The organism is Deinococcus aquaticus (assembly GCF_028622095.1).
Taxonomy (GTDB): domain Bacteria; phylum Deinococcota; class Deinococci; order Deinococcales; family Deinococcaceae; genus Deinococcus; species Deinococcus aquaticus.
In genome coordinates, this window is record NZ_CP115166.1 from 49,677 (window position 1) to 67,242 (window position 17,566).

The following is a 17,566-nucleotide window of genomic DNA, read 5'->3' on the forward strand; positions in this document are numbered from 1 at the left end:
GTCAATCAGCGGGCCGCAGCGCGGTCAGCGTCGGCCCTGGCAGGTGTGTGCCCAGCGGCTGAAACGGCGTGTCCAGCGGCTCGCCGGTCCGCGCGTGAAAGCGCCGCGTTTCCCCGGCCACCTGCACCGAGATCACGCGCGGTCCGGCGCGCAGTAGCGTCCCGAACACCTCGCGGGCCACGCCGCCCTCCATGACCAGCACCCGCACGCTGTCCCCGGCCGGTTCGCGGAAGGCGGGAACGGCCCGCCGCGCCCGGCCCGCCGCGCTTTCCAGGGTCCGCAGCGTGGCGGCCTGCACGCGCACACGCACGGTTCCCGCGTCACCCGCCGGCCCGCTACCTACCGGCGCGTTACCTGCCGGCGCGTCACTGGCCGGCCGGTCGCCGGTCGTTCCGTGACTGGCGCTGGCAAGCGCGCGGTCCAGCCGGGTCAGGCTCAGGGTCGCCCACTCGCGCAGGGTCACGCGGGCGTCCCCGGCCAGCGCGTTCAGGCGGGCGCGCAGGTCCGGGGCGTCCAGCAGGTCCGGCCCGCCGAACAGCGGCCAGTCCCGGTCGTCCGGCAGCGTCAGCGGCGGCAGGGGGTCAGGCAGCGCCGGGGCGCGCTGAGCGGCGCGCAGGGCCGCCCGCAGCAGCGCCTCGTGCCCGGCGGACGCGCCGCCCGCAGGGTCAGCTGGCAAGGCCGCTGCTTCTGGCACGTCCGGCGCGACCCAGGTGGGCGTGCCGTCCGTGCGGGCCGTCAGGGTCGGCGGCTGCCAGCCGGGCGGCGCGGGCGGGCGCGGCGTGAGGACACGGCGGCCCGGCAGGCCGGCCGGCACGCCAGCAGGTGCGGCCGCAGCGCCCGGCGGTTCGTCTGGTGGGTCCGCCGCGTCCGGGTCAGGGTCGGGACCGGTGGGCACGCGCAGCCCCTGCGCCCAGGCTTCTGCGCCGTACGCGAGGCGCAGGGTGTGCCGGGCGCGCGTGAACGCCACGAACTGCACGCAGCGTTCCTCCTGCGGGTCCCCGCCTCCCAGCGGCATCAGTTCCGGGTGCAGGACCGTCACGCGCGTCCACTCCAGGCCCTTGGCGCGGTGCACGGTGCTCAGCGTGACCGCCCCGGCGTCCCCACCGGCGGCAGGCGGGGCGTGCAGCCGCGCCAGCAGGGTCCGCAGGTCCTCCTGACGGGCCGGGCCGCGCCGGGTCACGCGGCGGGCCAGCAGCAGCGCGCAGCGGCACAGGTCCCGCAGGTCCTGCGCGGCGCGGCGGGCGCGTGCGGACTGCTCCCCGGCGCGCCGCAGAGGTTCCAGTTGCCGCTCCAGGTAGGCGCTCAGGCCGTCGTCGGCCTCCTGCCGGGTGAAGGTGGGCGGCAGCGCAGCCCCCGCCACGTCCAGCAGCCGCCCGGCGAGGTCCCGGCCGGTCAGGTGAACCCGCACGCCGCGCGCGAGCAGGTCCAGCGCCAGCCGCAGCAGGGGCGCGTTCAGGCGGCACAGGACCGCCTCGCCGGGCCGGACCTCAAGGTCGGCGGCACTCAGGTGCTCGACCGCGCCGCGCGGCGCTCCGGGCGCGGCCGTGATGAAATCGCTCACGGTGCGGGCCGCGCCGACCACCGCGCGGGCGCAGCGGAACGACACGCTGAGCGGCCACTCCTGCGCGCCCAGTTCGCGGGCCATGCGGGCCAGGCCCTGCGGGTCCGCGCCCGCGTATGCATAGATGGCCTGCTCCGGGTCGCCGCACAGGATCACGCGGCCCGGTTGTTTCGAGCGCAGGCCCGTCACGTGCCGCACGAACGCCTGCCGCAGCGGCGTCAGGTCCTGCGCCTCGTCGACCATGGCCGTGCGGACCGCGCCGCGCCCCAGGCCCAGGTGCAGCGGCAGCCACAGCATGTCGGTGTGATCAATCAGGCCGCTCTGGCGGTACGCGGCAGCACTCAGGTCCGGCAGGAGGGCCAGCGCCCCGCGCAGCAGGGCGGCCGACCCGCCGGGACTGAGAACGGCGCGCAGGGACGGCGTGACCTGCGGGTGCGCGTCCGGGGACGGCCAGCCGGTCAGGCCCGACAGGAACGCCAGGTCATCCGGGTCCGCCGGGTCGAGCATCTGCTCGCGGCAGGTGTCCCAGGCGCGCGTCAGGGCCGACAGCACCGCGCGCAGGCACGCCTGATCGGCGGCCGTGACCGCTGCGGGCAGCAGCGCCGGGCCTTCCCCGTCCTGCGGCGCGCTCAGCAGGCGGGCGGTCTTGGTGGGTTGCAGGTCCGGGGCGTGGTCCACGGCGCCCGCCTGAACCGCCCCCCCCGCCCGGCCGGGCTGGTGCCCCCGGTACAGCAGGCCCAGCCCGTGAGCGTGCAGCGTCCGCACGGGCAGACCGGGCGGCAGGCGGCCCGCGACGCCCGCCGTGGCGTGCCGGTTGTACACGAAGTACACGCTGCGCGGCCCGGCGTGCCACGCGGCCTCGGTCAGCGTGGTGGTCTTACCGCTCCCGGCCGTCGCGCGGATCATCAGGTGACGCCCGGAATCCCGCACGGCTCCCACCACCGCCCGCTGCTGCGCCGTGAAGTGCGGCGGCACGGGCCGCCACGCCGGGTGCTCGGCGTCGGCAGAAGGGGTGGGCGGGGTCGGGTCGGTGTTCATGGGCGGCGCCGGCCCCCATCATGCCGCGCCGGGAGGGGACCGTGCGTCCCGGCCCGTGTGTCGCGGCCCCTGCGTCCCGGCCCCCGCTGCCCTGAACCTGACCCGGCCCCCACGCCCGCCTGACGTTGCCCGGCGGCGCCTGACGATCCCATGACGCCCACCCGTCAGCATCAGGGCATGAAGAAGACGATCCTCCTGGCCATGGCCCTCGCAACCGTCAGCAGCGCCTCCGCACAGGGCGCCCTGACGGGTGCCGGCGCGAGCTTCCCCTTCCCGCTGTACAGCAAGATGTTCGCCGAGTACAAAAGTGACGCCGGCGTCACCGTCAACTACCAGAGCGTCGGCAGCGGCGCCGGACAGAAACAGATCACCGAACGCACCGTCGACTTCGCCGGCAGCGACAACCCCATGAGCGACGACGCCATGAAGGCCGCCCCCGCCAAACTCCTGCACATCCCCACCGCCATCGGCGCCGTCGTGCCGTCGTACAACCTGCCCGGCGTCACCACGCCCCTCAAGTTCACCGGGAAAGTCCTGGCCGACATCTACCTCGGGAAGATCAAGACCTGGAACGACAAGGCCATCGCCGCCCTGAACCCCGGCGTCAGCATTCCCCCGCTGCCCATCACGGTCGCGCGCCGCAGCGACGGATCCGGCACGACGTTCGTGTTCAGCGACTACCTGAGCAAGGTCTCCTCCGAGTGGAAGAGCAAGGTCGGCACCGGCAACAGCCTGCAGTGGCCCGTCGGTACGGGCGCCAAGGGGAACGACGGCGTCGCGGGCGTGGTCAAGAGCACGCCCGGCGCGATCGGGTACGTGGAACTGGTGTACGCCAAGCAGAACAAACTGCCGTTCGGCAGCGTGCAGAACCGCGCCGGTAAGTTCGTGACGGCCGACAACGGTCCCGCCGCGCTGGCTGCCAAGGGTGTGGTCATGCCGGCCGACACGCGGGTGAGCATCACGAACAGCGCGAATCCTGATTCGTACCCGATTGCGAGCTTCACGTACGTGATCTTCTACCAGGAGCAGAAGTACGCCGGACGCACGCTGGCACAGGCGCAGACGCTGAAGAAACTGCTGACGTGGATGGTCACGACCGGTCAGAAGTACAACGAGCCGCTCGATTACTCGGAGCTGCCCAGCAACGCCGCCGCGAAAGCCAAGAGCATCATCGCCAGCATGACCTTCGACGGCAAGAAATTCTGAACCCCTGACGCAGCGGCCCGGATCCCTGGCCCTGCACAGAACAGCAGAGAACAGGCAGTCCCCGCGAGGTGGGCTGCCTGTTCTCTGCCGTTCGCGGGCGCGACCTGTGTCATACGGATTCCGTCTGTTTCGTTAACAACCCGGAACTGCGCCGGGTTGCCAACTCCACGCCCGGAATCCGCTCTGCTCCCACTCGCTCCGCTCGGATTGAACGGTTTTGGCAAACCATTCAATCGGAGTCCGTATCAGTCCGGCGCAGTGACGGGCGGCGCACTCCAGCGGGCGTCCGTCCACTTCTGGTCACTTCCCGCGCTCTGCACGGTCTTCTCGATGAAGTGCACGCCGCGCGCGCCGTCTTCCAGCGTGGGGTAGACGGCGATCAGCGGGTCGGGCTCGCGGTCCTCCTGGCGGGCGCGGATGGCTTCGGCTGCGCCCGCGTAGATGTTCGCGAACGCTTCCAGGAACGCCTCCGGGTGCCCGGCGGGAAGGCGCGTGGCGGCCTGCGCAGCGGGGCTCAGGTAACCCTGCCCGCGCGTGAGCACCTGCCGGGGGCCGTCCAGGGGCGTGTATTCCAGCCGGTTGGGGTTCTCCTGACTCCAGCTCAGGCCACCCTGGGTGCCGTACACGCGCAGGCGCAGGTCGTTCTCCTCGCCGACCTCGACCTGCGAGCACAGCAGCGCGCCGCGTGCGCCGCCGGCAAAGCGCAGCAGGACGCTGCCGTCGTCGTCCAGGCGGCGGCCCGGCACGAAGGTGGTCAGGTCCGCGCAGATGGCCTCCAGGCGCAGTCCGGTGACGGTCTCGGCGAGGTTCATGGCGTGAGAGCCGATGTCACCCACCGCGCCCGCCACGCCGCTGCGGGCCGGGTCGGTGCGCCAGTCGGCCTGCTTGCTGCCCTCCGCCTCCAGATTGGTTGCCAGCCAGCCCTGGTGGTACTCGACGATCACCTTGCGGATCTCGCCCAGCGTACCCGCCGCGATCATGTCCCGCGCGTGGCGGATCAGGGGGTAGCCGGTGTAGTTGTACGTGACCGCGAAAACCACGCCGGACTGCCTGACCACGGCCAGCAGGTCGCTGGCCTGCTCGCCCGTGTGCACCAGCGGCTTGTCGCAGATGACGTGAATCCCGGCCGCCGCGAAGGCCCGCGCCACCGGGTAGTGCAGATGGTTGGGCGTGACGATACTCACCACGTCGATGCGCTCCCCCACCGGCCGGGCGAGTTCGCCGGCCAGCATCGCCTCCCACGTGGGGTACGAGCGGTCGTCCGGGAGGCCCAGCTCACGCCCGGACGCGAGTGACTTCTCCGGCGTGCCCGACAGCGCCCCGGCCACCAGTTCGAACTGCCCGTCCAGCCGCGCGGCCGTGCGGTGCACCGCCCCGATGAACGCGCCCTGCCCGCCGCCGACCATCCCGAGTTTGAGGGGGCGCGGCATCAGCGATCCCTGGAAAACGCCGCGTCGAAGGCCACGTTCGAGCCGGGGAAGTCGAGCCGGCGCACGTACGCGGCACTCTCGGTCGCGCCGTGCACGCGGTCCATGCGGGCGTCCTCCCACTCAATGCTGAGGGGCCCGGCGTAGCCGATGTCGTTCAGGGCGACGATGATGTCCTCGAAGCGGATGTCGCCGCGCCCGACCGAGCGGAAATCCCAGTAGCGCCGCGCGTCCCCAAAGTCGGTGTGCCCGCCGAACACGCCGACCTCACCGCTGCCGTGACCCCACCAGACGTCCTTCATGTGCACGTGGAAGATCCGCTCCGCGAACTGCCGGATGAACCGCACGTAATCCACGTGCTGGTACCCGAGGTGGCTGGGGTCGTAGTTGAAACCGAAGCGCTTGTGTCCGTTCACGGCGTCCAGGGCGCGCTGCGCGGTGGCGAGGTCGAACGCGATCTCGGTCGGGTGAACTTCCAGCGCGAAGTTGATGCCGTCCTGGTCGAAGGCGTCGAGGATAGGCGTCCAGCGGCGTGCGAAGTCCTCGAAGCCCGCGTTCCAGTACGCCTGATCGGTGGGCGGGAAGGCGTACAGGCTGTGCCACACGCTACTGCCGGTAAATCCATTGACGGTCTGCACGCCGAACTTCGCGGCGGCGCGCCCGGTGTCGATGATCTCCTGCGCGGCGCGCGTGCGCACGCCCTCGGGGTCACCGTCGCCCCACACGTGCGCGGGCACGATGGCCCGGTGCCGGGCGTCGATGGGGTCGCACACGGCCTGCCCGACGAGGTGGTTGCTGATGGCGTGGCACTGCAGGCCGTGGCTGTCGAGCAGGTCGCGCTTTTCTCTCACGTACGAGTCGTCCTTGAGGGCGGCCTGCACGTCGAAGTGATCGCCCCAGCAGGCGAGTTCCAGGCCGTCGTAGCCCATCTTCTTCGCCAGCGGCGCGAGGTCGGCAAGGGGCAGGTCGGCCCACTGGCCGGTGAACAGGGTGACAGGACGGGGCATACGGGAACCTCCAGGGGAAGGGGCGATGAACGGTGGAGTCAATGGGAGGCGGGGGCCGCGCCGACGGGCCGGGCGTGGCGCACCGTGCCGGCAGCTACGGCGATCAGGGCCGCGAAGACCACAACGAGCAGCAGGGCCGCCTTCAGGGTGATCACGCCGGCCAGCACGCCAATCACGGGCGGCCCGATCAGGAATCCGGCGTACCCGGCTGAGGCGGCAGCGGCCACACCGGTCGCGGCGGACACGCCGGGCAGCGCGCCGGCGGCACTGAACAGCACCGGCACGACGTTCGAGAGGCCCAGGCCAGTCAGGGCGAAGCCCACGAAGGCCACGCCCGGGGACTGGGCCAGGAGCGCTACGGCCATGCCCAGCGCGGCCAGGACGCCGCCGCCGCGCAGCAGGGCCACCGCCGAGAAGCGGGCGCGCAGAGGATCACCCAGCAGCCGCGCGGCGAACATGGCGAGGTTGAAGGCGACGAAACCGCCCGCCGCGAGCCCACGGTCCGTGTTCAGCGCGTCGCGGATGTACACGGCGCTCCAGTCCGCGATGGCTCCCTCGGCCACGAAGGCGAGCAGGGCCAGCGCGGCGATACCGAGGAGCGGGCCGCGCGGCAGGACGAAGGTGGGGCGGTCGTCGCCTACCGCGCCCCGGTCAAGTGCCGAGGGCAGCAGGCGCGGCAGGGCCACGAGCGCCAGCGCCGCCAGGACGGCGGCGGCCAGCGCGGCGTAGGTCAGGGGCGTCAGGCCGGTGCGCAGCAGCAGCGCCACGCCCCCCGCCCCCACCAGCGAGCCGGCGCTCCACAGGGCGTGCAGCGAGGACATGATCGGCCGCCCGAGCCGACCTTCCACCATCACGCCGTGGGCGTTCATCGCCACGTCCATCAGGCTGAGGCAGAAGCCGAAGGCCAGCAGCGTCAGCACCAGCACGGGCAGGTTGGGCGCGGCGATCAGGACCGGCACCAGCAGGATGGTCGGGATGGCCGTGGCGATGATGACCGGGCGGCTGCCATACCGGGCGCTCAGGCGGCCCGCGATGGAGAGCGCACCGACACTGCCCACCGCGATTGCCAGCAGCGCGAAGCCCAGCGTGGTCTCGCTCAGGCGCAGCTGTTCGCGCACTGAGGGGATGTTCGCGGCCCACACGGCCATGGCCCCGCCGTTGATGAAGAACGCGGCCATGGTCGCCCACCGGGCCTGCGGCAGGTTCATCTCCCCGGCGCCGGTCAACTCAGTCCCCGCCGACGGGCGCGGGAACCGTGAACCACGCGGGCGGCGCGTCCAGGGGCGCGGGTCGCTCGGCGGTCGTGCGGGGCGCGAGGGTCTTTTCCTGCCCGGCGGATTCGAGGATGGTGTGCATGACGTCCAGCACGTGCAGGGCGAGGTCGCCGCCCGCGCGGTGCGGCTGGCCGGGGGCAGCGGCAAGCATGTCGGCCAGCCCGATGCCGCGCGCGTTGTCCGCGAAGGGGCGGGTCAGGGGGATGTCCGTCCAGTCCTTCTCGCCCCGCAGGCGGATCCTGAGGGGGCCGCCGAAGGTGTTCGGGTCGGGCACGCTCAGGGTGCCCCCGGTGCCGTGGATCTCGATGCGGGGCACGTCGCTACCGGGCACGTCGAAGGACGTGATGAGGGTGACGACCGCGCCGCCGTCCAGCGTGAGGTTCGCGGCGACGTGCGTGGGCGTGTTCACGGTGATGAACTCCCCGGCGCGCGGCTGGCTGGTGATGGGGCGCTGCTCGAACGCCTTGGTGGTCGTGGCGCTGACCTTCTGCACGCCGCCCAGCAGGGTGACCAGGGCACTCAGGTAGTACGGGCCCATGTCGAACAGGGGCCCCGCGCCGCGCTGGTAGAAGAAGTCCGGGTTGGGATGCCAGGATTCCGGGCCGCTGCCCATCATGAAGGCGTTCGCGGCGACGGGCCGCCCGATGCGCCCGGCGTCGATGACCTCGCGGGCCGTCTGGATGCCCGCGCCGAGGACAGTGTCGGGCGCGCAGCCGACGCGCAGGCCCTTCGCTGCGGCGAGGTTCATGATCTTCTGCCCGTCCTCGCGCTCGACGGCCAGGGGTTTTTCGGAGTACACGTGCTTCCCGGCGTTCAGGGCTTTCAGACTCACGTCGGCGTGCGCGCCGGGCGGCGTGAGGTTCACGACGGCGATGATCTCCGGGTCGGCCAGCAGGCCCTCCAGGGTCATGGCCTGGACGCCGTATTCGGCGGCGACCTCGGCGGCCCGCGCCGAGTCCATGTCAGTCACGGCTTTCACGCGGAACAGGTTCAGGTCACGCGCGATCTTCAGGTACGCGGCGCTGATGTTCCCGGTACCGATGATGCCAATGATCTGCGGCCCTTCTGATGCACTTACTCCCATGTCGACCGTCCCTCCTGAATGAGTTTCTGGGCGCTCTGGCCCACCTCGGCGAACACGTCCCCGGCGGTGCGGTCCATCTCCAGGATGTGCCAGCGGGCCTGCGGCGCGGCGGCGATGGCGGCGGCGTAATCGACCGTCCCGGTGCCCAGCGGTGTCTGGTCGGCGTCGGGCGTGGCGGGGCCGTCCTTGAGGTGCAGCGCCCGGACGCGCTCACCCAGGCGGCGGATCAGGGCGGGCATGTCCTGCCCGGCGGTGTGCGCCCAGTACGTGTCGATCTCCAGGAACACGGCCGGGTCGAGGCGCGAGAGCAGCAGGTCGTACGCGGACTGGTCCCCGAACCAGCTCCACTCCCACCAGTGGTTGTGGTAGCCGAGGCTCAGGCCGCGCGACTGCGCGTGACGGGACGCCTCGCTGAGCGCGTCGGCGAAGCGTTCCGTGCCGTCCTTCGTGTCCATGACGTCGCGCTCGAAGCCCGGCACCTCGCCCGGCCACGAGATCACGGGGAGGGTCGCGCCGAGCGCCCCGATGGCGTCCAGCACGGCCTCGGCGTTCTCACCCATGGGCGCGGCGGTGTGCGCGGTGGGGGCCTTCAGGCCGTGGGCGTCCAGCAGCGCGCGCAGCTCCTGCGCCCGGCTGACCTTGTCGGCGTTGCGCAGGCCGTGGTTTCCGATGCCGAAGGGCTCGATGTACCGGAAGCCCAGTTCGGCGATGCGGGCAATCGTGCCGGCGGGGTCGGCGGCGTAGGCGTCGCGGAAGGTGTACAGCTGGACGGACAGTGTTCCTGGTGTCGTGGATGGCTGGACCGTGCTGGGCTGGGTCATTGCGTGGGTTCCTTCCAGTCGGTGCTGAGCGAGAGGCGGACGGTGTGCGGCAGGTGAGCGCTGCTCTGCCCGATCAGGACGTCGAAATCGCCGGCCTCGGCCACCCAGGCGTTGGCCGTGTCGTCGTAGTACGCGAGGTCGCGCATGCCCAGCGGCAGGGTGACGGCCGCGATCTGGCCGGGGTTCAGGTGCACCTTGGCGAAGGCCTTGAGTTCCTTCCCGGGGCGCTCCAGACGGCTGGCGCGGTCGTGGACGTACAGCTGCACGACCGTGCTGCCCGCGCGGTCCCCGGTGTTCTTCACCTGCACGCTGGCCGTGACGGTCTCGCCGGGGGCGATGCGGGCGGCGCTGAGCTGCGGGTTGGAGACCTCGAAGGTCGTGTAGCTCAGGCCAAAGCCGAACGGGAACAGCGGCGTGATGCCTGAGCGGTCCACGTGCCGGTAACCGGTGTACAGGCCTTCGACGTACTCCACGCGGCCGTCCACACCGGGGTACTGCACGTCCGGGTTCAGGGGATGGGTGGGGTCGTCTTTCAGGGACGCGATGAACGTCTGCGGCAGGCGCCCACCGGGCTCCGCGTGGCCGTACAGGACGTCCGCGATGGCGTGCCCGGCCTCTTGCCCGGGGAACCAGGCCTGCACCACGGCAGGCACGCGGTCCAGCCACGGCATGGTGACGGGACCGCCGGTCTGGAGCACCACGATGGTGTTCGGGTTGGCGGCCAGCACGGCGTCCACCAGTTCGTTCTGGCGGCCGGGCAGGTCCAGGCCCCAGCGGTCGACGCCCTCGGTTTCCCAGTCGCCGTTCGTGCCGACGCACACCACAGCGTAGTCGGCCTGCGCGGCCACGGCAATCGCCTGCGCGACGCTGCCCTCGTCCGGCTCGGCGCGGAAGCCGATGCGCACGGCGTTGAAGCCGGCGATGCCGTTGTCGAAGTCGTTGGGGACGAAGGTCACGGTCAGTTCGTGCGGCCCGGCGGTCAGGGAGCGCGCACCGCGCACCTCGTCGGAACCGAAGCCGAAGTACGTGGCGCCCGGCGCCCAGGCGTCCCAGTTGTCCACGACAGCCTGCCCGTCCACCTTGAGGCGGCTGAGGCCCGCGCTGGCGAGGCTGAACTCGTACATGCCGTCCTGGGGGGCCTGCACGGTCAGGGTCAGGGTGGCGTGGAAGTGCTGGCGGTCCACGCCCTCGGGGTACGAGAACCACAGCACCTCGGCCTGCTCGCGGGCGTCGGTGGCGGTCACGTCCGTGCCGTCCTGCGCGCGGTACGTGATGTGCACCGGCACCTGCGGCACCGGCAGGTACCGGTCGTTCTCGCAGCCCACAGCCGTGGTGACGGCCCCCGCGCCCCGGGCTTCACGCAGGCCGTCCAGCGGGGAGACGCGGCGGTGCGCGTTCATCTGCGCGCTGCCGCCCCCCATGACCTGCGCAACCGCCGCGTTCGGGCCGATCACGGCCACGCTCGCGCCAGCCGGGAGGGGCAGGAGGCCCGCGTTCTTCAGGAGAACCATGCCCTCGGCCCCGGCGCGGCGGATCAGGGCGCGGGTCTCGGGGTACTCGGTGTCCTTCTCGGCGCTGTCACGCACGTCACGCGGCGCAGCGAAGGTGCCGGTGCGCTCGATGAGGCGCAGCACGGCGCGGGCGCGTTCCCGCACGGCGGCGGCTGTGGCGGGGTCGTGCTGCGCTTCTTCCAGCAGGCCCGCGCGGGCTTTGGCGGGGCCGGGCATCTCCAGATCCAGGCCGGCGCGCACGCTCAGGCCGGCCGAGTGCGTGCCGCCCCAGTCGCTCATGACCAGCCCGGTAAAGCCCCATTCCTTCCTCAGTACGGTGTCCAGCAGCCACGGGTGGTCGGAGCAGTAGACGCCGTCCAGGCGGTTGTACGCGGTCATGATCGCCCAGGGGTCGGCGTCCCGGACGACCATCTCGAAGGGCCGCAGGTACAGTTCCCGCAGGGCGCGCGCGGGGATGTTGGAACTGATGGTGCCGCGCTGGTACTCGGACTCGTTTCCGGCGAAGTGCTTGGGCGTGGCGGCCACGCCGCTGTCCTGAAGCCCCTGGACGTAAGCGGTGGCGAGCCGGCCGGTCAGGACGGGGTCCTCGGCGTAGTTCTCGAAGTTGCGGCCGTTCAGGGCCGAACGGAACACGTTGATGGTCGGGGCGAGCAGCACGCCCGCGCCCTTGTCGAGCGCCTCGCGCGCCAGGGACGCGCCCACCTCGCGCAGCAGGTCCACGTTCCAGGTGCTGCCCAGCGCGATACCGACCGGGTACGCGGCCGTTTTCATGCCGCCCACCAGGGGGCCGCCGCCGCGCACGCCGGCCGGGCCGTCACTGACTTTCAGGGCCGGGATGTTCAGGCGGGGAATGGGGACGGTCCGCCAGAAGTCCGCGCCCGAGAGCAGCGAGACCTGTTCTTCCAGCGTCATCTGGTCCAGCAGGGTGTCGGGGTCCAGGGTAGGACCGGCAGGGTTGGGGAAGTCAGGCATGGGGGGTCCTCTGGTCGGGCGGAATGGAAGGCCGGGTGGGCGGGGGAACGGAGGGTGAAGGAGAGGGAAAGCGGTCTGCCGGGGTAGTTTATAGCGCTACAATTCTGTGAGCGGGCCGGGGGTCCCCGGAGGGATTCGGGGCGTGGACCACGGGCACCGGGCAGGTGGGTCCAGACGGGATCGGGGTATTTGTACCGCTATAATCTACTCCCCGTCCCCGCCGGAACGCAAATCACCTCTCACTGCCAAGGAAGGCCCTCCCTGACCCCCTCACGCCCCACCCTCGCCGACGTCGCCCGGCACGCCCAGGTGTCGCCCATGACCGTTTCGAACGTCATCAACAACAAACCCAACGTACGCCCACAGACCCGCGCGCGCGTGCTGGCCGCCATCGAAACGACCGGGTATCAGGTCAACCCGCTGGCCCGCGCCCTCGCCGGCGGCCGGGCCCGGCTGCTGAGCGTCCTGACCCGCCAGCAGAACCTCCCGTACGCCACCGAGGTCCTGATGGGCGCCGCGCAGGCCGCCGAGGAGTACGGCTACGACCTGATCGTCCTGATGGCCGGGTCCGGCACGGCCAGCGACCTCTCCCCCATGGCCAGCCTGTCCGCCGGAACGCTGCTGATCCAGCCGCCGCCGGACGTGCGGGAGCGCTTCCCGCACCTGCCCGCCCACCTCGTCAGCGTGGACGGCCCCTCCGACTGGCCCCTGACCGTGGACAACGCCAGCGGCGCGCGGGCCGCCACGCAGCACCTGATCTCACTGGGGCACACCCGTATCGCGTTCATCAGCGGCATGGACGCCCACCACCGCCGTCTGGCCGGTTCCGCCGTCCCGTACGGCCCCCCCGGCGTGGGCGAGGACGCCCCGCAACGCCTGGACGCCTACCGGCAGACCATGCGCTCGGCGGGGCTGAGCGTCCCGGACGGGTACGTGCAGAGCGGCGATTACAGCAAACGCAGCGGCGAGGACGCCACGCACCGCCTGCTGGCCCTGCCGGACCCGCCCACCGCGATCTTCGCGTCCGGGGACGCCATGGCCGTGGGGGTCATGCACACCCTTCAGAACCTGGGCTTGCGGGTGCCGGAGGACCTGTCCGTGATCGGCTTCGACGACCTGCCGATGGCCGCGCAGGCCCGCCCGGCCCTAACCACCGTCCGCCAGCCCCTGCGCGAGATGGGGGCCGAGGGGGTCCGGTTGATCGTGCGCCTCGCAGAGGGTCAGGACCCGCCCGCCGGGCCGCCCGCGCCCTTTCCCACCGAGCTGATCGTGCGGGCCTCTACCGCCCCGCCGCTGGGACCGGCAGCTGCCGCAGGCGCAGCAGGCCGCGAATCCTGAGACAAAGCCGGGCGGGGTTCACGGCGGCGTGAAGGATACGGCCAGCTTCTCATGACCGTCACAGGTTCACCCGGGAGGCAGCCAGCCAAGACTGACCGGCAGCCTATTTATTCCGTGTGGGTGCTGCTCCCCCACTGGGGGCATCAGCAATGAGCAACTGCGCTTTTTTCACGAAACGCCCAGAAAAGTGTATGATTTTCCTCACCAGAGGCGGGAGTCTGTTCGCTTCCTCACACCGTGTGGAAGGTGGCGCACCGTCTCCAGTCCGGAGAGTTCAACGTGATGAGTCAACCTGTCAATTCTGCCCTGAGTGTCGCTCTGTACACCGAGGGAACCTACCCGCAGGCGCACGGGGGGGTCAGCGTATGGGTGGACCAGCTGGTGCGCGGCCTGGAGGATCACACCTTCGAGGTGCGGGCCATCTCGGGCCTGCCGTACGACCGCCCGGCGCTGGACCTGCCGGGCAACGTGCGCGCCGCGCAGATTCCCCTGTGGGGCGACGCGCCGCGCGCCGGGCCGCGTGACCCGGCGTGGCAGCGCCGCCTGACCGAGGCGTACGCGTCCATGATCACGGCGCTGTGCACCCTGGACCTCGACCGCTTCGGGGCGGCGCTGCACGCCCTGAGCGTCCTGGGACGCAGCGGCGGGTTCACGGCCACGCTGGAAGGTAGCCGCGTGACCACCCTGACCCTGGACCTCTGGAGTGACCACGCGGCCCGGCAGCGCCGCGACCGCGCGCCCGGCGACCCGCAACTCCCCACGCCCAGCGTGGCCGACGTGCTGGACGTGCAGGTGTGGCTGGAGCACGCCCTGCGGCCCCTGAGCAGCCCGGCGCCGCTGGCGCAGGTGGGGCACGCCGTCAGTAACGGCTTCGCGGGCCTGCTGGCCCTGAACGGCCTGTGGACGCACGGCACGCCGTTCATCCTGACCGAGCACGGCGTGTACATGCGCGAGCGCTACCTGGAGTTCCGCCGCGCCGGGTACTCGGCCGGGTTCAAGGGCATGCTGCTGCGCTTCTACCGCCTGCTGTGCAGCCTCACCTACCGCGAGGCGGCGCTGGTGCTGCCCGGCTCGCAGTACAACCGCCGCTGGGAGGAGCGCCTGGGCGCGCACCCGGACCGCATCGAGTGCGTGTACAACGGCATCGACCCGGACGTGTTCCCGCCCGCCGAACTGGAACCCGACGAGCCGGTCGTCAGCTGGGTGGGCCGCATCGACCCCCTGAAGGACATCGAGACCCTGATCCGCGCCTTCGATCTGGTGCGCCGCCAGCGGCCCGACGCGAAACTGCGGCTGTTCGGCGGCACGCCCGCCGGAAACGAGGGCTACGCGCAGGGCTGCGTGAACCTGACCAACCAGCTGAACCTGCAGGGCAGCGTGACCTTCGAGGGCCGCGTGGCGGACATCACGGACGCCTACCGCGCCGGGCAGGTCGTGGCCCTGACCAGTGTCAGCGAGGGCTTCCCGTACACCGTGATCGAGGCGATGGCCATGGGCCGCCCCCCGGTCGCGACCCGCGTGGGCGGCGTGCCCGAGGCGGTCGGGAACGCCGGGCTGATCGTCCGGCCCCGCGACGTGATGGGCGTCGCCAGCGCCCTGGGCCGCCTGCTGGACGACGCGCCGCTGCGCCAGCGGCTGGGCGCGGCCGCCCGCGAGCGGGTCATGGAACTGTTCACGCTGGACGGCTGCCTGATCGCGTACCGCCGCGCGTACCCGGCGGCCCTGGCAGGGGGAGTCCGGTGAGTGGACAGGCGCTGCCGCCCGAGGGCGGGTACCCGAACGTGAAACGCACCCTGATCGGCGGCACGCCGGGTTCACTGACCCTCTCCGGGCACACGCTGCACGGGCATACCCAGACCGGGCACACGCCGGGCAGCGACACGCAGACCGATCCCGGCGCGGTGCGTGCAGGCTCCGGCCTGTGGGGCGCGGCGCCGTCGCCGGGCACGCTGCCCGAACGCCTGCGCGAGATCGACCTGACGCTCGCCCCGGAACGCGAACGCGTGATCGACGCCGAGGAGATCGCCGCGTACCTGGAAGCCGACGGGCTGGGCGACGAGGTCCTGCGCGAACGCTACGGCACGGGCGGGCTGTTCGACGCGGCCGAGCGCCTGTACCGGCAGCGCGGCACCGGACGCGCCCTGCACCGGCCCGCCGCGCAGTCCGTTCCGGCGTTCCCGTGGCACACCCTGCTGCGTGGGCCGCTGTACCTGCTGCCGGGCCTGTCGGGCCTGCTGGTCGCGCGCGAGATGGGCAGCGGGGCGGGCGCCGCGTTCGCGTTCGCCGCGGCGTTCGGGTGGGGCTGGACCATGCTGATCGCGGGCGTCCGCTACGCCGAGCCGCTGGCCGTGCCGGGCCGCGCGCTGCGCCTGGCGACGCTGCTCAGCGGCGTGATCGGCCTGATCGGCGGCGCGGTCGTGGCGGCCCTGAGCGCCGGGGCGGACGCCCTGAGTCCGGGCGTGATCGCGTCTGGCGCGGCCGTCGGGGGGGCCGTGGCGCTCTCCACCGGCGCGGCCGGGGTGCTGCTGGCCCTGCGGCGCACCGGGCAGTTTGCCGGTGCGTTCGCCAGTCCGCTGCTGGCGGCCGGGATCGTGTACGCCGAACCGTCCCGGCCGGGCGCGGTGGTCGCGCTGCTGCTGCTGGCCTTCGTGCCGCTGCTGACCGCCCTGAACGTGACCCGCGCGCCGGGCACGCTGCCCGCCCGCTGGGCCACGCTGCGCCCGCACCTGCGGCACGCCGCGTACGGCTGGTCCCTGGCGCTGACCTTCGTGCTGCTGACCGGGCGGCTGGGCGCGTGGACGCTGCTGCCCCTGGTACTCAGCACCGGGCTGCTGGAAGCCGGCGTGTGGCACGTGCAGGAACGCCTTCAGCACGCCGCCCGCCGGAGCCTGAGTCTGCGCGCGCTGCGCCGCAGCGGCCTGCCGACCCTGCTGGTGGCCGCCGCGACCTACGCGCTGGTGCTGGGCGCGTGGGTGTACCTCGCGGCCAACCTGCCCATTCCCGCGTGGGCGCAGGCGCACCCGGACGCCTGGACGCTGGTGCCCACGTACGGCGCGGCCACGCTGCTCAGCGCGTGGCTGGCCAACCACCGGCAACTGCCGCTGCTGACCGGGCTGTGGCTGCTGCTCGCGGCGCTGCTCGCCTCGCCGCTGATCCCGCTGTCCTCGCCGCTGCTGGCCGGCACGCTGCTGGCCGTCTGTGCGTTCCTGACCGCCCTGTCCCTGCGCACCCTTCTTGACCCCCGGAGTTACCGATGACCCAGATGGCCCCCGCCGCCCCGCAGACTTCCGCCTCTTCCCGCCCGCTGGTGGCCGTGACCGGCGCGGACGGTTTCATCGGCTCGCACCTGACCGAGGAACTCGTGCGCGCCGGGTACCGCGTGCGCGCCATGGCGATCTACAACTCGCAGGGCTCGTACGGCTGGCTCGATCAGGTCGGCCCAGACGTCATGCAACACGTCGAGGTGCAGCTCGGTGACGTGCGGGACGCCGGGAGCGTGCGGGAACTGATGCGCGGCGCGCAGACCGTGTACCACCTCGCGGCGCTGATCGCCATTCCATACTCGTACGTCGCGCCCCGCTCGTACGTGGAGACGAACGTGACCGGCACCCTGAACGTCTTGGAAGCCGCCCGTGACCTCGGCACGGCCCGCGTGGTGCACACCAGCACCAGCGAGGTGTACGGCACGGCCCGCACCGTACCCATCCATGAGACGCACCCACTTCAGGGGCAGTCTCCGTACTCGGCCACCAAGATCGGCGCGGACAAACTGGCCGAGAGTTACCACCTGAGTTTCGGGCTGCCGGTCGTGACCCTGCGGCCCTTCAACACGTACGGCCCGCGCCAGTCGGCCCGCGCGGTCATTCCGACCATCATCAGTCAGGTGGCGGCCGGGCAGCGCGAGATCCGCCTGGGCGACCTGCGCCCCACCCGTGACTTCAACTTCGTGGCCGACACCGCCCGCGCCTTCCGCGCCGTGGGCGAGGCGGGCCCCGAGGTGCTGGGCCGCACCCTGAACGCCGGGTCGGGCCGCGAGATCAGCGTCGGAGACACCGTCCGCCTGATCGGTCAGGTCATGGGCGCCGAGCTGCAGGTGTCGCAGGAGGACGCCCGCCTGCGCCCGGAGGGCAGCGAGGTCATGCGCCTGCTGGCCGATCACAGCGAACTGACCGCCCTGACCGGCTGGGAGCCGCGCGTGCCGCTGGAAGAGGGCCTGCGCCAGACCGCCGAGTGGTTCACGAACGCCGCCAACCTCGCCCGCTACCGCGTCGGCGAGTACACCATCTGACTGAACTGACTGAACTGACCGGACTGATCCGCCCGCCTG

General features: G+C 72.1%; 12 protein-coding genes. 5 read left to right on the forward strand and 7 right to left on the reverse strand.

Annotated features, from left to right (window positions below; genetic code table 11):
* Nucleotide 1: 1 nt before the first annotated feature.
* On the reverse strand, nucleotides 2–2,599 hold the full coding sequence (locus tag M8445_RS15245; RefSeq protein WP_273991149.1) for a UvrD-helicase domain-containing protein: 2,598 nt from the start codon (nucleotides 2,597–2,599) through the stop codon (nucleotides 2–4).
* Between the two features lie 177 nt (nucleotides 2,600–2,776).
* Between M8445_RS15245 and pstS the strand changes: the two genes are divergently transcribed.
* A complete protein-coding gene (gene pstS / locus M8445_RS15250; RefSeq protein WP_273991150.1) occupies nucleotides 2,777–3,805 on the forward strand; it encodes a phosphate ABC transporter substrate-binding protein PstS in 1,029 nt (342 codons plus the stop codon).
* Nucleotides 3,806–4,050: 245 nt separating this feature from the next.
* Here the strand turns inward: pstS and M8445_RS15255 are convergent, their stop codons facing one another.
* From M8445_RS15255 to M8445_RS15280, 6 genes are read right to left on the reverse strand one after another with little or no spacing between them, the layout of a single operon-like run.
* Complete coding sequence (locus M8445_RS15255; protein ID WP_273991151.1) at nucleotides 4,051–5,235, reverse strand: Gfo/Idh/MocA family protein; 1,185 nt, start codon at nucleotides 5,233–5,235, stop codon at nucleotides 4,051–4,053.
* Nucleotides 5,235–6,239, reverse strand: a complete 1,005-nt coding sequence (locus M8445_RS15260) for a sugar phosphate isomerase/epimerase family protein (protein WP_273991152.1) — start codon at nucleotides 6,237–6,239, stop codon at nucleotides 5,235–5,237. Before M8445_RS15260 ends, M8445_RS15255 begins: the two co-directional genes overlap by 1 nt.
* 38 nt (nucleotides 6,240–6,277) lie before the next feature.
* Nucleotides 6,278–7,447: an MFS transporter gene (locus tag M8445_RS15265; RefSeq protein WP_273991153.1), complete on the reverse strand. Its 1,170-nt coding sequence runs from the start codon at nucleotides 7,445–7,447 to the stop codon at nucleotides 6,278–6,280.
* A 19-nt stretch (nucleotides 7,448–7,466) separates the two neighbouring features.
* On the reverse strand, nucleotides 7,467–8,597 hold the full coding sequence (locus M8445_RS15270; protein ID WP_273991154.1) for a Gfo/Idh/MocA family protein: 1,131 nt from the start codon (nucleotides 8,595–8,597) through the stop codon (nucleotides 7,467–7,469).
* Complete coding sequence (locus tag M8445_RS15275) at nucleotides 8,588–9,418, reverse strand: sugar phosphate isomerase/epimerase family protein (protein WP_273991155.1); 831 nt, start codon at nucleotides 9,416–9,418, stop codon at nucleotides 8,588–8,590. Before M8445_RS15275 ends, M8445_RS15270 begins: the two co-directional genes overlap by 10 nt.
* Complete coding sequence (locus tag M8445_RS15280) at nucleotides 9,415–11,901, reverse strand: glycoside hydrolase family 3 C-terminal domain-containing protein (RefSeq protein ID WP_273991156.1); 2,487 nt, start codon at nucleotides 11,899–11,901, stop codon at nucleotides 9,415–9,417. The genes M8445_RS15275 and M8445_RS15280 overlap by 4 nt, the downstream gene beginning before the upstream one ends.
* Nucleotides 11,902–12,219: 318 nt before the next feature.
* On the opposite strand from M8445_RS15280, the gene M8445_RS15285 reads away from it, so the two are divergent.
* The 4 genes from M8445_RS15285 to M8445_RS15300 all read left to right on the forward strand — a co-directional run bounded on the left by M8445_RS15285 (nucleotide 12,220) and on the right by M8445_RS15300 (nucleotide 17,527).
* A complete protein-coding gene (locus M8445_RS15285; protein ID WP_273991157.1) occupies nucleotides 12,220–13,239 on the forward strand; it encodes a LacI family DNA-binding transcriptional regulator in 1,020 nt (339 codons plus the stop codon).
* 282 nt (nucleotides 13,240–13,521) lie between these two features.
* Entirely contained in the window at nucleotides 13,522–14,982 is a 1,461-nt protein-coding gene (pelF, locus tag M8445_RS15290) for a GT4 family glycosyltransferase PelF (RefSeq protein WP_273991158.1), read from the forward strand.
* Complete coding sequence (locus M8445_RS15295; RefSeq protein ID WP_273991159.1) at nucleotides 14,979–16,496, forward strand: hypothetical protein; 1,518 nt, start codon at nucleotides 14,979–14,981, stop codon at nucleotides 16,494–16,496. The genes pelF and M8445_RS15295 overlap by 4 nt, the downstream gene beginning before the upstream one ends.
* A gap of 5 nt (nucleotides 16,497–16,501) precedes the next feature.
* On the forward strand, nucleotides 16,502–17,527 hold the full coding sequence (locus M8445_RS15300; protein WP_420704113.1) for an NAD-dependent 4,6-dehydratase LegB: 1,026 nt from the start codon (nucleotides 16,502–16,504) through the stop codon (nucleotides 17,525–17,527).
* Nucleotides 17,528–17,566 lie beyond the last annotated feature (39 nt).

Coding starts and splice junctions, on each gene's coding strand:
- M8445_RS15245 (WP_273991149.1), bottom strand. CDS start 2,599: ATGAACACCGACCCGACCCCGCCCACCCCTTCTGCCGACGCCGAGCAC.
- pstS (WP_273991150.1), top strand. CDS start 2,777: ATGAAGAAGACGATCCTCCTGGCCATGGCCCTCGCAACCGTCAGCAGC.
- M8445_RS15255 (WP_273991151.1), bottom strand. CDS start 5,235: ATGCCGCGCCCCCTCAAACTCGGGATGGTCGGCGGCGGGCAGGGCGCG.
- M8445_RS15260 (WP_273991152.1), bottom strand. CDS start 6,239: ATGCCCCGTCCTGTCACCCTGTTCACCGGCCAGTGGGCCGACCTGCCC.
- M8445_RS15265 (WP_273991153.1), bottom strand. CDS start 7,447: ATGAACCTGCCGCAGGCCCGGTGGGCGACCATGGCCGCGTTCTTCATC.
- M8445_RS15270 (WP_273991154.1), bottom strand. CDS start 8,597: ATGGGAGTAAGTGCATCAGAAGGGCCGCAGATCATTGGCATCATCGGT.
- M8445_RS15275 (WP_273991155.1), bottom strand. CDS start 9,418: ATGACCCAGCCCAGCACGGTCCAGCCATCCACGACACCAGGAACACTG.
- M8445_RS15280 (WP_273991156.1), bottom strand. CDS start 11,901: ATGCCTGACTTCCCCAACCCTGCCGGTCCTACCCTGGACCCCGACACC.
- M8445_RS15285 (WP_273991157.1), top strand. CDS start 12,220: ATGACCGTTTCGAACGTCATCAACAACAAACCCAACGTACGCCCACAG.
- pelF (WP_273991158.1), top strand. CDS start 13,522: ATGAGTCAACCTGTCAATTCTGCCCTGAGTGTCGCTCTGTACACCGAG.
- M8445_RS15300 (WP_420704113.1), top strand. CDS start 16,502: ATGGCCCCCGCCGCCCCGCAGACTTCCGCCTCTTCCCGCCCGCTGGTG.